Here is a 13,505-nt window from a genome sequence, read left to right as displayed (position 1 = left end):
TGGGGATCCCTACGATGTTGCCCATGGGACACGACCACGGGCACGGACACGCGTCCGAGCGCGCCCTGCTCATCGCGTTCTGCATCTCGGCGGGGATCCTGCTGGCCGAGGTGGTCGGCGCGGTCGTCACCGGGTCCCTGGCGCTGCTCGTCGACGCGGGCCACATGGTCGTCGACACCGGCGGGCTCGGCATCGGGCTCGTCGCCACCCGGCTCGCTCGGCGCAGCCCGACGGCGCAGCGCACGTGGGGCTTCCAGCGTGCCGAGGTCCTCGGGGCCACGGCGCAGGCGGCGGTCCTCCTCGCCGTCGGCGTCTACGTGATCATCTCCGCGATCCAGCGGCTGTTCGTGCCGGCCGAGATCCACTCCGGTCCGCTGCTCGTCTTCGGGATCATCGGCCTCGTCGGCAACCTGGTGGCGTACGCGGTGCTGCTGCGCGCCTCCGGCGAGGGCTTCACCTCGCGGGCGGCCCGGCTCGAGGTCCTCAACGACACGCTCGGATCGGTCGCCGTGATCGCGGCCGCGATCGTGCTCATGCTGACCGGGTGGGAGCGGGCGGACTCCGTCGCGGCGATCCTCATCGGACTGCTCATCCTGCCCCGGGCGATCCGGCTGCTGCGCGAGACCGCCGACGTCCTGCTCGAGTCGACGCCGCCGGGGCTCGACCTCGACGCCGTCCGGGGGCACATCCTCGAACTCGACCACGTCATCGCCGTGCACGACCTGCACGCGACGCTCGTGGCGACCGGGGTCCCGAACCTCACCGCGCACGTGGTGGTCGACGACGAGTGCTTCTCGACGGCGCACGCCCCGCGGATCCTCGACGAGCTGCAGCAGTGCGTGGCGGAGCACTTCGACGTCCCGGTGGAGCACTCGACGTTCCAGCTCGAGCCCGCGTCGCACCGCCGGCACGAGCACGAGGTGCACGCGTAGGGAGCGGGGCCGGCGGGGCGGACTCGGAACGACACCGTCGACGTCGTACGACATCGGTCTTGTCGGACGGGGTCAGCAGCCGTCGTCGCGGGTAGGGTACGCCGTGATGACGCGGTCCGTGGTGGACGAGACGATCACCTTGACGAAGGGCTCAGCGGCCGGCCGCGACCCGTCGTCGAACTGCACGGGAGCGGCGTAGCAGACCTTGCCGTCGCCGGCGTCCTGCGGGTACCCGGTCCGCGGTGTCTCCAGCACGGTCTGCACGGCGGTGAGCATCGCGTCGTCCCAGTCGCGCGAGCCTCGGCCGGCGACGACGTCCGTCCAGTCCTGGGTGTGCCGGACGCGGATGTGCTCGTAGCCCTGCCCGGAGTTGCCGCACTGCAGCACGACGGCGCCGAGTGCGGCGGTGTCGTACTGCGCGACGGTCTGCCGGCTGCTCGTGTCGCAGCGGTCGAGGACGTCGCTGCCCGGCAGGTCCGGGCCGGTCCGGGTGATCGTGACGGTGCCGTCGGTCGCCGTGCCGTCACCGGCGGTCGCGCTCGGGGTGACGGTGACGCCCGCGCCGCCGATCACCGGGTCGTCGGCGCCGCGCTGTGCCGTGAGGGCGACCCCGCCGGCGACGAGGCCGGCCGCCAGGACGGCGGCGACGCCCGCGATGACGGAACGGTTGCGCTTCGGGGACACGCGCCCAGTATGCCGGACGGGTGTCGCGCCTCCGGGCCCGTGCCCCGCGGCTCGGTGAGCAGGAACGGTCGGGTCCGTCGCTCGGACCCGACCGTTCCTGCTCACGAAGGGCCCCGCCCGTCAGGCGCGCGCGGCCAGGCGGGACCCCGCGACGACGGCCAGCACGATCACGAGCACGACGTACCCGAGCAGCACCGGCAGCGTCGGCAGCACGAGGAGCGCGGCACCGACGGCCACCACCGGGACGGTCAACCCCGCGTAGGCGATGAGGAACGTCGCGGCGAGGACGCCCCCGCGACGGGACGGCTCCACGAGCGCGCCGGCGCTGCCGATCGCGGCACGGAACAGCAGCCCGACACCCGCACCGGCCACCACGCCGCCACCGATGAACCCGGCGACCTGCAGGACCACCGCCGCTGCGCCGAGGACGACGAGCCCACCGACGAGCAGCACCATGCCGAGCCGGATCTGCGTGCGCTGCGACAACCGGGCGAAGACGATCTGCGAGACCGCGCTCGCGGCGAACACCCCGAAGGTCGTCGCCCCTGCAGCGAGGCGGTCGGTGACGTGGAAGGTCGTCCCGAGGAACGTCGGCGCGACCGAGGTGAAGAGCCCCTGCACGGCGAGCGCGGCGAACGCGGCGGTGCCGGCAGCCCAGAACGCGGCGCCCTTGCCCTCGGGTGCCTGCAGCCGCTGCGGCCGGTAGGCGACCGGCGACGCAGGCCGGTCGACGGTCTCCGGCACGGCCAGCACCACGACGAACGCCGCGGCGAGGGCCACCACGAACACGACGTACGGCACCATCAGCGGCTGCCCGACGAACTCGGCCAGCGCACCACCCACGAGGGCGCCGAGGGACAGTCCGCCGAGGTTGACGACGCCGGCGACGACCCCCGCTCCCGCGGCCGACGACGAGGACCCGGTCGCCCGGACCCGCAGCTCGCCGAGGTGCGCGGTCGCGGTGGCCGTCAGCAGCCCGACGCCGATGCCGGTCACCAGGCGCGCGACGATGAGCCCGCTGACGTCGTTCCAGAGCAGGAACAGCACCGCGGCCACGAGCTCGAGCGCGACGGACACCAGGATGAGCGGCCGGCGACCGTGCACGTCGCTGAGGTGCCCGGCCAGGTAGAGCGACCCCACCACGCCCACGCCGTACGCCGCGAACACCACGGTCGTCGTGAACGTCGGGAACCCGTCCCGGGCCTGGTAGATCACGTAGAGCGGAGCGGGGACGGTCGCGAAGGCCATCACCGCGAGGAACGCGAAGGCCACCGCCCAGAACCCGAACCCGTGCCGACGGCGGGTGTGCGGCCGACGGCCACGGGGAGCGTCGACCACAAGGTCGGCGGTGCTGGACGATGCGGTGAGGGTTGCCATGCTCCGATGATCACGCCCGCGGAGCATCGAGTCCAACGGATGATCTTGATGCCGCCCATCGATCGGGTCGATACTCGGATGATGGAGACCCGCCTGCTCGACCAGTTCGTCACCGTCGCCGCCGAGGGCAGCGTCACGCGGGCGGCCGAACGCCTCTGGGCGGCGCAGTCCACCGTGTCCGCCGGCATCGCCTCACTCGAACGGAGCCTCGGCGTCCGACTGTTCGACCGCACCGGCCGACAGCTCGTCCTCACCACCGCCGGCGAGGACCTGCTCCCGCACGCCCGCTCCGTGCTCGAGTCCCTCGACCGGATGCGCGACCTGGCGACCGTCTCCGACGCCGAGCTCCGCGGGCGGGTGCGGCTCGGCATCTTCACGAGCATGGACATCGTCGACCTGACCGGGGTGCTCCGAGGGTTCCGGCAGCGGCACCCGCTCGTCGCCGTCGAGCTCATGACCTCGCCGTCCGGGACGACCGGGCTCGTGCAGGACCTGGTGGCCGGGCGGCTCGACATCGCCTACACCGGACTGCCGGCGGTTCCGGCGGGGGTCACGGTCGAACCGCTGCGGGAGATGCCGTTCCGGGTGTTCCTGGCCGCCGACCACCCCTTCGCCGACCGTGGCTCGGTGTCGCTTGCGGACCTCGCCGACGAGCCCTTCATCGACACCGCGCACGGGTTCGGCAACCGGATCATCCTCGACAACGCGCTCGAGCGACTCGGCATCCGGCGCCGCATCGTCGCCGAGATGAACGACATGCCGGCGGTCGTCCGGTTCGCCGCCGCGGGGCTCGGCGTGGGAGTGGTCCCCGACTCGGGTGTCCGACACGACGGCGTGGTGCTCGAGCTCGAGGACGAGGTGGAGCCGCTCCGCATCGGACTGGCGACCCGGACGAGTCCGGAGCCGAACCGTGCGGTCCGCGCGCTGGCCCGCGACGTCGTCGCGGCGCGCATCGCCTGACCTGTGCCGCCCCGGGTGGGGCGTGGTGCGTGGGGTGGTCCGCACCGACGGACTGGAGGCGCGGCGTGTCCCCGCCACGCGCCTCCAGGCCGTCGGTCCCCCCATCCCTCCCCGACCGCGTCGGGGAGGCGTCCGGCAACCCGCTCGATCAGTGCGAGTCGATCAGCCCGCCCCCGACGAACTCGGCCTGTGCACCGTCGTCGCTGAGGTCGCAGACGAAGTACGCGTACGGATCGACCTGTCCGCCCGTGAACTCCGCGACCGCGTAGGTGATCTGGAACTGGTCGCCGCGGTGCTCCGGGAACAAGCCACCGGACTGTCGCAGCGACCGCACCCCGGACGCAGCTGCTCCCGCTTCACAGACCGAGAACCGGTGCGCGTCCACCGAGGTGTCCGGCCCCCAGATCTGTCCGATGACGGCGTCGAGCAGACCGTTCGTCGGGAAGTTCCCCTGGATGACCTCGATCCAGACGCCGTCACGCTGGTAGCGCGTCCGGCTGAGGTCCGTCCCCTCGTCGTTCCTGTCGGTCGCACTGCAGCGCTCGGCCCCACCCGAGGTCTGACACGTCGGCTGCCACCCCTGGAAGAACGTGGACTTCCCGGTCGCCAACTGCGCCTGCGTGCCGGTGCCGATGACGAGCGACAGTCCGGGACTCGGCCCCTCCGAGGCTCCCCACTGGCAGGCCAACGACGTCGGGCCGCCATCCCACCGCGGGTCGACCGACCCGTCGTCCGTCGACGCAGCGAGCTGCACCGGTTCGCGGTCGCCGAAGAGCCGGCCGTAGTCGGCGCTCGGGACCGTCGCCCGGCACGCGGTCGGGATCGTCGCGTCGCCCGTCGCCACCACCGCCGGTGCGGTGCTGGACGGACGCGGCGTGGCCGTGATCGGCGCGGAGCCGGACGTGGTCGTGGTCGGCGCCGGTTCCGGGTCCGAGGACCGCGTGGGTCCGGCGACGGGCTGGTCCTGCTGCGTGAGCGACAGGGCCACGGCTCCGGTCGCGGTCCCCAGCGCGAGCAGCGCGACCACCGCGATCACGACCCCGGATCGGCCTCGGCGCCGCTTCGGCCGCGGGGTGGCGTGGTCGAGGACGTTCCGTTTCATCGCGACGAGCATGCGTTGCAGGTCGTCACCCTCGGGAGGTTCAGTGTTCATCGTGCATCACCGCCTTCTGCAGTCGTCGTCGGTTGCGGGAGACCCGCTGGGTGACCGCCCCGGTGCTCAGTCCGAGCAGGGCGGCGGCTTCCGCGTAGGAGTGGCCCTCGAGCAGGCAGAGCTCGCAGATGCGGCGGTCGGTCTCCGGGAGCGCGGCGATCTCGGCGCGGACCCACCGCAGCGTCTCGGCGGCCTCGGTCGCCTCCTCCGGCGCCGGGAGGTGCTCGGGGAGCTCGTCCGTCCGGTGCCGGTCACGCTTCCGCACGGCGTTCCTGGCGTGGTTCCGGCACACCACGAGCAGCCACGGGAGCATCGTGTCCGTGGGCAGTTCGAGGGTCCCGGCCCGCTGCCAGAGCGTGAGGAACGCGTCCTGCACGATCTCCTCGACGTCGGAGCGGTCCGCCGCGATCGCCCAGGCGTACCGGGTCAGCGTCGCGGCGTACCGGTCGAACGCCCGTGCGAGGGCGCCCGTGTCCCCCTGCGCGATCGCCCGGACGAGCGCGTCGTCCGGGTCGGTGTCGGTCGTCATCTCCCGCACCACCTCCTTCACCCTGAGATGTCGGCAGGGGGCGCGATGCTGACAGCCCGACGCCGGATCGGTCGTCCCGGGCGTGTCGCAGCGTTCGGTCGAACCGGCTCCACCGGGACGGATCAGCCGTCCAGCAGGTGCGCGATCCCGTCGATCGACCGCCTCGCCGCCGCCGAGGAGGACACGAAGCCGACGACCACGATCCCCACGCCGATCCCCACGACGATCCACCACATCGCGTGGGTGGCGACGGCGAACCCGGCGCCGACGCTCGCGACCGCGCTGGCTCCAGTCACGGTCCCGGCGAGTGCGACACCGAGGGACACCCCGGTCTGCCGGCTCGTCGAGGCGACGGCGGCGGCCGACCCGGACTGGGCGCGGGGCATGCCCGAGACCGCGGTGTTCGTGATCGGCGCGTTCACCATGCCGAACCCGAACCCGAACAGCACGAACGCGACGACCAGCACCCACATCGGCGTCCGGGCGTCGATCGTCGTCAGGATCGCCCCCGCTCCCCCGACCCCGATGCCGGCCAGGACGAGCGGGATCCGCGTGCCGACCGACCCGACGAGGCGCCCGGACAGCGGCGACACGAGCATGGTGGCGACGGCCGCCGGCAGGGTCCACAGTCCGGCCTCGAACGGCGTCATGCCGCGGACCTCCTGCAGGTACAGCGCGTTGAGGAACAGGAACGCACCGTTCGCGCCGAACGCCGCGACCGCGGTGACGACGGCGGAGGAGAACGGGATGCTCCGGAAGAACCGGACGTCGACCAACGGCTCGGCACGACGGCGTTCGACCCGGACGAAGACCACCAGCGCCGCCGCGGCCAGGACGAACAGCCCGAGGGCTGCGGGCGAGGTCCACCCCAGCCGCGGCCCCTCGATCAGGCCGCCGACGAGGCTCGCGAGCAGGACGATCACGAGCACCTGGCCCAGTGGGTCGAGCCGGCGCGGGGTCGGCGACTTGGACTCCGGGACCACCAGGAAGGTGAGCACGACGGCGGCGACACCGATCGGCACGTTGATCCAGAAGATCGCGCGCCAGCCCACGGTGTCCGTCAGCGCACCGCCGACCAACGGCCCGAGCCCCATCGACACGCCCACCACGGCGCCCCAGACACCGACGGCGCGAGCGCGCTCCTTGGCGTCGTCAAAGGTCGCAGTGATGATCGACATCGCCACCGGGTTCATCATCGACCCGCCGACCGCCTGGACCATCCGGAACACCACGAGCCAGCCCACCCCCGGCGCGACCGAGCAGAGCAGCGACCCGACCGTGAAGAGCGCGAGCCCGATCTGGAACGTCGTCCGTCGGCCGATGCGGTCGGCCGTGGAGCCGGAGAGCAGCAGCAGGCTGGCGAGGACGAGGGTGTACGCGTCGATCGTCCACTGCAGCCCGGAGATCGTGCTGCCGAGCTCGCGACCGATCGACGGCAGTGCGACGTTCACGACCGTGGCGTCCATCGACACGATGAACAGGCTCATGCAGCAGACCGCGAGGATCAGGTACTTGTGCCGGTACCGCCGCGGCAGGTCCGGGTCGCCCTGGAAGTGCCGCCGCGACGGCAGCGTGCGGGCGCCGTGGGACTCAGTGGAAGTCGTCGCCGTCTCCTTCGCCCGGGGTCTTGTGGCCGCCGAGCATGTCGTTGTCGTCCTGGTCGCTCGACGACGCCAGCTGCAGCATGGCGAGGACGACCACGACCACGATGAACGCGATGCCGAGGAAGATCACCGCGAGCTGGAGTTCCCGCGTCGAGAACAGCACGACGAGCCCGGTGAAGACCGCGACGATGGCGGAGATCCCGAGGAGCTCCACCGGGCGCAGGCGGTCGCGACGGCTGGGGGTGGTCATGCGTGTGGTGCTCCGTCCGGGGCGGCAGCCGGAGCGGCCGTTCCCCACTTGTGCGAGAGTCCGGCGATCACGTGGAAGACCGCCGTGACGGCGAGGTACGCGCCGAGCAGGCCGACGAGGACGATCGAGGCGTCCAGGGTGCCGGTGACCTGCTCGACGCCGCCGAGCTGTTGCGAGTAGTCGGGGGGTGTCACCAGGAAGGCGACGGCGAGCAGCAGCGTGAGGCCGCCGATCGTGGTCCAGTCCCGGGCGAACGGCGAGCGGCGGCGGGCACGGAGACCCTGCGTGAGCTCGAGCGCACCGGTCAGGACGGCCCAGGCGACGATGACGGCGATGAACGCCGGCAGGCCGAGGCCGTTGCACGCGAAGGCGGCGATCGCGGCGACCAGCGTGAGGACCGCCTGCGCCGTGGTGGTGCGCCGGGACCGGTCGTCGGCCGTGAGCCGGGTCGTGCCCGCCGCGAGCAGCACCAGTCCGTCGACGACCGCGAACCCGCCGAACAGCAGCAGGCCGTAGCCCGCGGCGTGGTTGGACGAGAAGGTGATGACGAGGGCCACGATCGCGGCTGGGACGGCCCGGAGGACGGGGATCGGCCAGTACCGCGCGCGCTGGCCGGAGTCGTCCACGGAGTCGGACACGAGACCTCTTTCGGGCATGCGGATCGTGGTTCGATCCTACCGCCGGACCGTCGGGCGACCGACCGCGGGCGGCCCGGGGCGCTGAGGATGCTCGAACCCGAGCGTCCCCGGCGCCCCGGGCACGGCCGGAACCGCGCACGGCTGGGTCCGTCCCGCGCGTTCAGGACACGGTGTCGTCCGCCGCGGGGGTGGTCCGCCGAGCGCGACGACGGGCCAGCCACCAGCACGCGGCACCCGCTCCCAGTGCCACGCCGGCCACGGCCGCGAGGAGCCCGAGGTCCTCGGCACCCGTGTAGGCGAGCGCTCGGGTGCGGTCGCCGCCGCGTCCCTCGCCGGTCCGCTCCGGGCCGGAACGGTCGTCGACGCCCGCCGCGTCGCCCGGCCCGCCGTCGCCCGGCCCGTCGTCACCCGGCCCGTCGTCGCCCGATCCGTCATCGCCCGGTCCGTCGTCGCCCGGCGGCACGACCCCGATCGGCACCTCGGGCGAGGGGTCCCCACCGTCCGGGTCCGTCGGCGAGGTCGCCGTCGCCACGTTCACCACGTCGGATCCGTCCCCGCCGTACCCGGGGTCGAGCTGGGCCCGGATCCGGAACGCCACGGACGCTCCGGGCTCGAGCGACCGACCCGAGGAGCAGGTGACGACCCGGCCCGCCGCCGTGCACCCGTCCGGCGAGCCGACGAACCGCATCGCCCGCGGCAGCTCGTCCACGGCGCCGACCTCCGCAGCGGTGCCCGGGCCGCGGTTGCGCGCGGTGACGAGGTACTCGACCTCGTCGCCCGGCGCGACACCGGTCGAGGGCGACACGGACTTGTCCGTCTCGACGTGGGCTTCGGGACCGGCCCCGGGCTCGACGGTCGCGGCGGCGCGCGAGACGTTGTCGTCCTCGTCGGTGTCGGCGAGTGACGGTGCGGGGGTGATCCGGGCGACGCTCTCGAGCGTGCCGGTGGCCTCGGCCGGCACCCGACCCGAGATCGTCACGGTCGCACGACCGTCGCGCGGCAGGTCGAGCTCGGCAGCGACGTCACCGGTGCCCGATCCGGTCCCGCAGGCGGACCCGGCGTGGGCCGAGCAGGTCCAGGTGACGTCCTCCACCGCGTCCGGCACGTCGACCTCGAGCCGGCTGGGGTCGGACGGGTTCGGCCCGACGTTGCGCGCCGTGACGGAGTACTCGACCGCACGGCCCGGCTGGACGGTCGGCGGCATGTCGTGCTCGACGGCGAGGTCCGTCGGCACCGAGACCGTGAGCGAGTCGACTTCGTGCACGTCGACGTGCTGGCCCGTCGCGGCGGTGAAGCCGAGACGGAGGGTCGACGGCAGCGGCGTCTGACCGTCGCCCTGCAGCGGTACCCGGTCGAGGACGGTCCGCATGGTGCCGGTCTGCTCCAACCGGACGGTCAGGGACAGCTGACCGTCGCTGTCCGGCAGCAGCGTGACCCGCACCCGTCGGGTCTGCCCGGAGTCCGTTTCGACGCCGCCCGGAGCGCGGACACCGTCGACGTACCGGTACCCGGTGACGTCGTTGCCCGAACCACGCACCACGACGGTGTCGGGCGTCCGCCCCGGGCCCGACGCGTTGATCGTCTGGGAGAAGTTGCCGTACCGGTCGAGCGCGACCGCGGCGAACCCGCCCGGCACACCGGGGAGGTCGCAGGGCAGCGAGCCGCCCTCGGTGATGCTCGACCGGCAGGCGTACCCGAGCGCGGCACCGTACGCTCCGACCCCCTGCGGCGCCGCGCCGTCGGCGAGGAAGAGGAGCAGCCCGTCGGCCCCGACCTCGCCGAGGTCGTTGTACATCGAGTACTCGAACTCGATCTCGAGCCCGAGGTCGGACGGGAACGTGTCGTTCGTCGACCACGCCCCGGCCTGGCTCCGGACGGCGTCGGTCAACCGGAGTCGTCCGTCCCGGACCACGGCGTCGCCGTCGAGCGTCCCACCTGCCGCCGTGTCGAAGGCGTTCGTGTACGGGAAGGCGAGGTCACCGGCGGAGGAGGCCGACGGCACGAGAGCGGGCGCGGCGAGGACGCCGGCCGCGGTGAGGACGCTGGCGACGGCGGCCGCACGCCGCGCGAGCCGCCCGCGACGGGGGCGTGGGAACCGGCCACGGCGTGGGACGGGCAGGGCGGCCGACGGGCCGCCTCCTGGGGTGTTGGGGTTCGTCATGCCCCGATCGTCGCGACCGGGGACTCCCCGTCAGACTGCCGTCCGACGATCTGTGGACGGCCGCCGCACCAGGCACCCCTGTGGAGGAAGACCGCGTCCGATCAGGCCGCGCAGCCCCGCCCGATCAGACCACGCAGACCAGCCCGATCAGACCACGCAGACCCGATCGATCAGACCAGGCAGACCCGCCCGATCAGGCCGCGCGCACCCGCCCGATCAGGCCAGCCAGACCGTCGTCTCGCCCGGCAGCTCGCCCGCCGGCAGCGGCCCCGACGCCACGACGACGGAGCCCTCCGGCATCGGGACCGGGTCCGTACCGAAGTTCGTCACCGAGCGCCAGCCGTCGTGCCGCCCGAACGCGACCACACCGGCGCCGGCGTCGATCCATTCGAGGTCTTCACCACGCTGCAGCCGACGACGAGCGGCGAGCGCGGCGCGGTACAGCGAGAGCGTGGAGGACTCGTCGTCCGACTCGGCCTCGACCGAGGACGCCCCGAAGTCGGCCGGCTGCGGCAGGTGCGGAGCGACCGACCCGAAGCCGAACGAGGGGCCCGACGTGGTCCACGGGATCGGCACGCGGCACCCGTCCCGCCCCTTGACGGTGTGCCCGGTGCGGATCCACTTCGGGTCCTGCAGCTGGTCGTGCGGGATCGCGGCGGCCTCCTCGAGCCCGAGCTCCTCGCCCTGGTAGACGTACGACGAACCGGGCAGCGCGAGCATCAGCAGCGTCGCCGCGCGGGCCCGCCGGAGTCCGCGCGCCCGGTCGAGTGCCGGCGACGTGCCGTCGGTCATCAGCCAGGCGTCGGTGTCCGTGCCCTCCGGCAGGCCGTACCGGGTGGCGTGACGGACGACGTCGTGGTTCGACAGCACCCAGGTGCTCGACGCTCCGGACTGCTCCGACATCGCCAGGTTGCGGTCGATCGTGGTCCGGAAGGCCTCGGCGTCGAACGGCGCCTCGAGCAGGTCGAAGTTGAACGCCTGCCCGAGTTCCGTGGGTCGGGCGTAGAGGACCCTGCGGGGCGCGGGGGCCCAGGCCTCGGCGACGGCGGCCCGGGGCGGGTCGTACTCGTCGAGCACGCTCCGCCAGGACTCGAAGATCGTGTGCACCTCGTCGCGGTCGTAGAGGGGGTCCGAACCGTCGAGCGGCAGGGCGTGCTCGTCGGACGGGCGGTACGGGGTCGACAGGTCCTTCGCCAGCCCGTGCGCGACGTCCACGCGGAACCCGTCGACGCCGCGGTCGGACCAGAAGCGCAGGGTGTCCTCGAAGTCCTGACGCACCGAAGGGTTGGTCCAGTCCAGGTCGGGCTGCTCCGGCGCGAACAGGTGCAGGTACCACTGTCCGTCCGGCACTCGCGTCCAGGCGCTGCCGCCGAAGTTCGACACCCAGTCGCTCGGCGGGAGCTCGCCCGCGTCACCCGCCCCGTCCCGGAACACGTACCGCGCCCGCTCGGCCGACCCCGGGGCGGCGCCCAGCGCTGCCTCGAACCACGGATGCTCGGACGACGTGTGGTTCGGCACGACGTCGACGATGACCCGGATGTCGTGCTCGTGCGCTGCGCGGACCAGGGCGTCGAAGTCCGCCAGGGTGCCGAGGCGCGGATCGACCGCCCGGTAGTCGGCGACGTCGTAGCCGCCGTCCGCCAGGGGCGAGGGGAAGAACGGCGACAGCCAGATCGCGTCCACGCCGAGCGACGACAGGTACGGCACGCGACTCGTGATGCCGGCGACGTCACCGAGCCCGTCGCCGTCGGTGTCGGCGAAGCTCCGTGGGTAGACCTGGTAGACGACGGCGTTCCGCCACCAGTCCGGGTCGCTCGTGCGGGGTGTGCTGGCCGGCGTCCGAAGCGTGCTCACGACGTCAACCTACACAGACGGGAATACCTGCGGGGTCGGATGCTTTGGTTGTCCCTGACACCTTTCCGCTCCAGAACGAACAGGGATCCCATGACGAACGTCCTCGCCCTCGTCGGCAGCCTCCGCGCCGACTCCATCAACCGCAAGCTCGCCGAGGCGGCCGTGCACCACGCCCCGGAGGGCATCGAGGTCACCACCTTCGACGGCATCGTCGACCTGCCGTTCTACAACGAGGACATCGACGGCGACACCCCGCCCGCCTCGGCCGTCGCGTTCCGCGCAGCCATCGAGGCCGCCGACGCCGTGCTCCTCGTCACGCCCGAGTACAACGGCACCATCCCGGCCGTGCTGAAGAACGCCCTCGACTGGGCATCGCGCCCGTTCGGCGCCTCGCCGATCTCCGGCAAGCCCCTCGCCGCGATCGGTTCCGCGTTCGGCCAGTACGGCGGCGTGTGGGCGCACGACGACGCCCGGAAGGTCGCGGGGATCGCCGGTGCGAACGTGCTCGAGGACGTCAAGGTCGCCATCCCGCAGTCGGTCGTCCGGTTCGCCGAGACCCACCCGCGTGAGGACGCCGAGGTCACCGAGCTCGTCCAGGGCGCGCTGACCGCCCTCGCCGAGGCGTCCTCGGAGCGCGTCGCCGCCTGACGCGCCACCTGCAGGACGGGAGGCCCGTGGCGATCCCGCCACGGGCCTCCCGTCCTCTCGTGGGTACGACCGGACGCTTCCCGGGAACTCGCTAGACAACCGTGCAACGAGACGGTCTAACCTGAGCGCATGTCCACGCAGGAGATCACGGAGGCGTCCGGGTACTGGTTCCCCGATGACGATGCGACCCAACGCGGCGTCACCGTGCTGAACGCCCTCCGCCGGTACCGCGCCGCCGAGACCGCCATGCGCCGTCGGACGCGCGATTCGATGGGCATGGGCGAGACCGACCTGCTCGCCGTCCGCTTCCTGCTGCAGGCCCAGCGCGCCGGACGGACCGTGAAGCCGAAGGACCTCTCGGCGTACCTGAAGATCTCGTCCGCGTCCACCACGATCCTCATCGACCGGCTCGTGAAGTCGAACCACGTGCGACGCGACCCGCACCCCACCGACCGTCGCGCCCTCGTGATCACGCCCACCACCGAGACCGACGACGAGGTCCGCGCCACCCTCGGCGTGATGCACCGCCGCATGATGGCCATCGCCGAGGGACTCTCCCCCGACGACGCCCGGGTCGTCGCGGTCTTCCTCGAGCAGATGCGCTCCGCCGTCGACCAGGTCGACCCCGTCGCGCACTGATCGGCGGACGGGGGACGCGCTTCTGAGCGGACGCCATGCCGTACCGCGTAGACCGGTCTGGTACCGGTCACCAACG

General features: G+C 72.9%; 13 protein-coding genes. 4 read left to right on the top strand and 9 right to left on the bottom strand.

The window, feature by feature from the left end; genetic code table 11:
* Positions 1–23 precede the first annotated feature (23 nt).
* A complete protein-coding gene (locus ACRQ4B_RS04635) occupies positions 24–932 on the top strand; it encodes a cation diffusion facilitator family transporter (RefSeq protein ID WP_439693524.1) in 909 nt (302 codons plus the stop codon).
* A gap of 72 nt (positions 933–1,004) precedes the next feature.
* On the opposite strand, the gene ACRQ4B_RS04630 is transcribed toward ACRQ4B_RS04635, so the two are convergent.
* Positions 1,005–1,616 (bottom strand): hypothetical protein, encoded by a 612-nt coding sequence (locus ACRQ4B_RS04630; RefSeq protein WP_439693523.1) that lies wholly within the window; start codon positions 1,614–1,616, stop codon positions 1,005–1,007.
* Between the two features lie 120 nt (positions 1,617–1,736).
* A complete protein-coding gene (locus ACRQ4B_RS04625; protein ID WP_439693522.1) occupies positions 1,737–2,993 on the bottom strand; it encodes an MFS transporter in 1,257 nt (418 codons plus the stop codon).
* A 78-nt stretch (positions 2,994–3,071) separates the two neighbouring features.
* Between ACRQ4B_RS04625 and ACRQ4B_RS04620 the strand changes: the two genes are divergently transcribed.
* Positions 3,072–3,953: a LysR family transcriptional regulator gene (locus ACRQ4B_RS04620; protein WP_439693521.1), complete on the top strand. Its 882-nt coding sequence runs from the start codon at positions 3,072–3,074 to the stop codon at positions 3,951–3,953.
* A 148-nt stretch (positions 3,954–4,101) separates the two neighbouring features.
* Here the strand turns inward: ACRQ4B_RS04620 and ACRQ4B_RS04615 are convergent, their stop codons facing one another.
* The 7 genes from ACRQ4B_RS04615 to ACRQ4B_RS04585 form a co-directional block, all read right to left on the bottom strand.
* Entirely contained in the window at positions 4,102–5,106 is a 1,005-nt protein-coding gene (locus ACRQ4B_RS04615; RefSeq protein ID WP_439693520.1) for a hypothetical protein, read from the bottom strand.
* Positions 5,096–5,635, bottom strand: a complete 540-nt coding sequence (locus tag ACRQ4B_RS04610; protein WP_439693519.1) for an RNA polymerase sigma factor — start codon at positions 5,633–5,635, stop codon at positions 5,096–5,098. Before ACRQ4B_RS04610 ends, ACRQ4B_RS04615 begins: the two co-directional genes overlap by 11 nt.
* 122 nt (positions 5,636–5,757) lie before the next feature.
* The gene (locus ACRQ4B_RS04605; protein WP_439694350.1) at positions 5,758–7,170 is read right to left on the bottom strand and encodes a DHA2 family efflux MFS transporter permease subunit; all 1,413 of its coding nucleotides are present in this window, start codon (positions 7,168–7,170) and stop codon (positions 5,758–5,760) included.
* 55 nt (positions 7,171–7,225) lie between these two features.
* The gene (locus ACRQ4B_RS04600; protein WP_439693518.1) at positions 7,226–7,489 is read right to left on the bottom strand and encodes a hypothetical protein; all 264 of its coding nucleotides are present in this window, start codon (positions 7,487–7,489) and stop codon (positions 7,226–7,228) included.
* Positions 7,486–8,127, bottom strand: a complete 642-nt coding sequence (locus ACRQ4B_RS04595) for a DUF308 domain-containing protein (RefSeq protein ID WP_439693517.1) — start codon at positions 8,125–8,127, stop codon at positions 7,486–7,488. The genes ACRQ4B_RS04600 and ACRQ4B_RS04595 overlap by 4 nt, the downstream gene beginning before the upstream one ends.
* Before the next feature lie 160 nt (positions 8,128–8,287).
* Positions 8,288–10,288: a hypothetical protein gene (locus ACRQ4B_RS04590; protein ID WP_439693516.1), complete on the bottom strand. Its 2,001-nt coding sequence runs from the start codon at positions 10,286–10,288 to the stop codon at positions 8,288–8,290.
* A 216-nt stretch (positions 10,289–10,504) separates the two neighbouring features.
* Entirely contained in the window at positions 10,505–12,142 is a 1,638-nt protein-coding gene (locus ACRQ4B_RS04585; protein ID WP_439693515.1) for a glycoside hydrolase family 13 protein, read from the bottom strand.
* A 90-nt stretch (positions 12,143–12,232) separates the two neighbouring features.
* Here ACRQ4B_RS04585 and ACRQ4B_RS04580 point away from each other — a divergent pair, with 90 nt between their 5' ends.
* Together ACRQ4B_RS04580 and ACRQ4B_RS04575 are read left to right on the top strand one after the other, a co-directional pair.
* Entirely contained in the window at positions 12,233–12,790 is a 558-nt protein-coding gene (locus tag ACRQ4B_RS04580) for an NADPH-dependent FMN reductase (protein ID WP_439693514.1), read from the top strand.
* A gap of 129 nt (positions 12,791–12,919) precedes the next feature.
* Complete coding sequence (locus tag ACRQ4B_RS04575) at positions 12,920–13,429, top strand: MarR family winged helix-turn-helix transcriptional regulator (protein WP_439693513.1); 510 nt, start codon at positions 12,920–12,922, stop codon at positions 13,427–13,429.
* The last annotated feature ends 76 nt before the right edge of the window (positions 13,430–13,505 follow it).

Source organism: Curtobacterium sp. SP.BCo (assembly GCF_051903265.1).
In the GTDB taxonomy this organism is placed as follows: domain Bacteria; phylum Actinomycetota; class Actinomycetes; order Actinomycetales; family Microbacteriaceae; genus Curtobacterium.
Note: the sequence above shows the minus strand (reverse complement) of the source record. Positions and strands in the feature narration are given on the sequence as shown.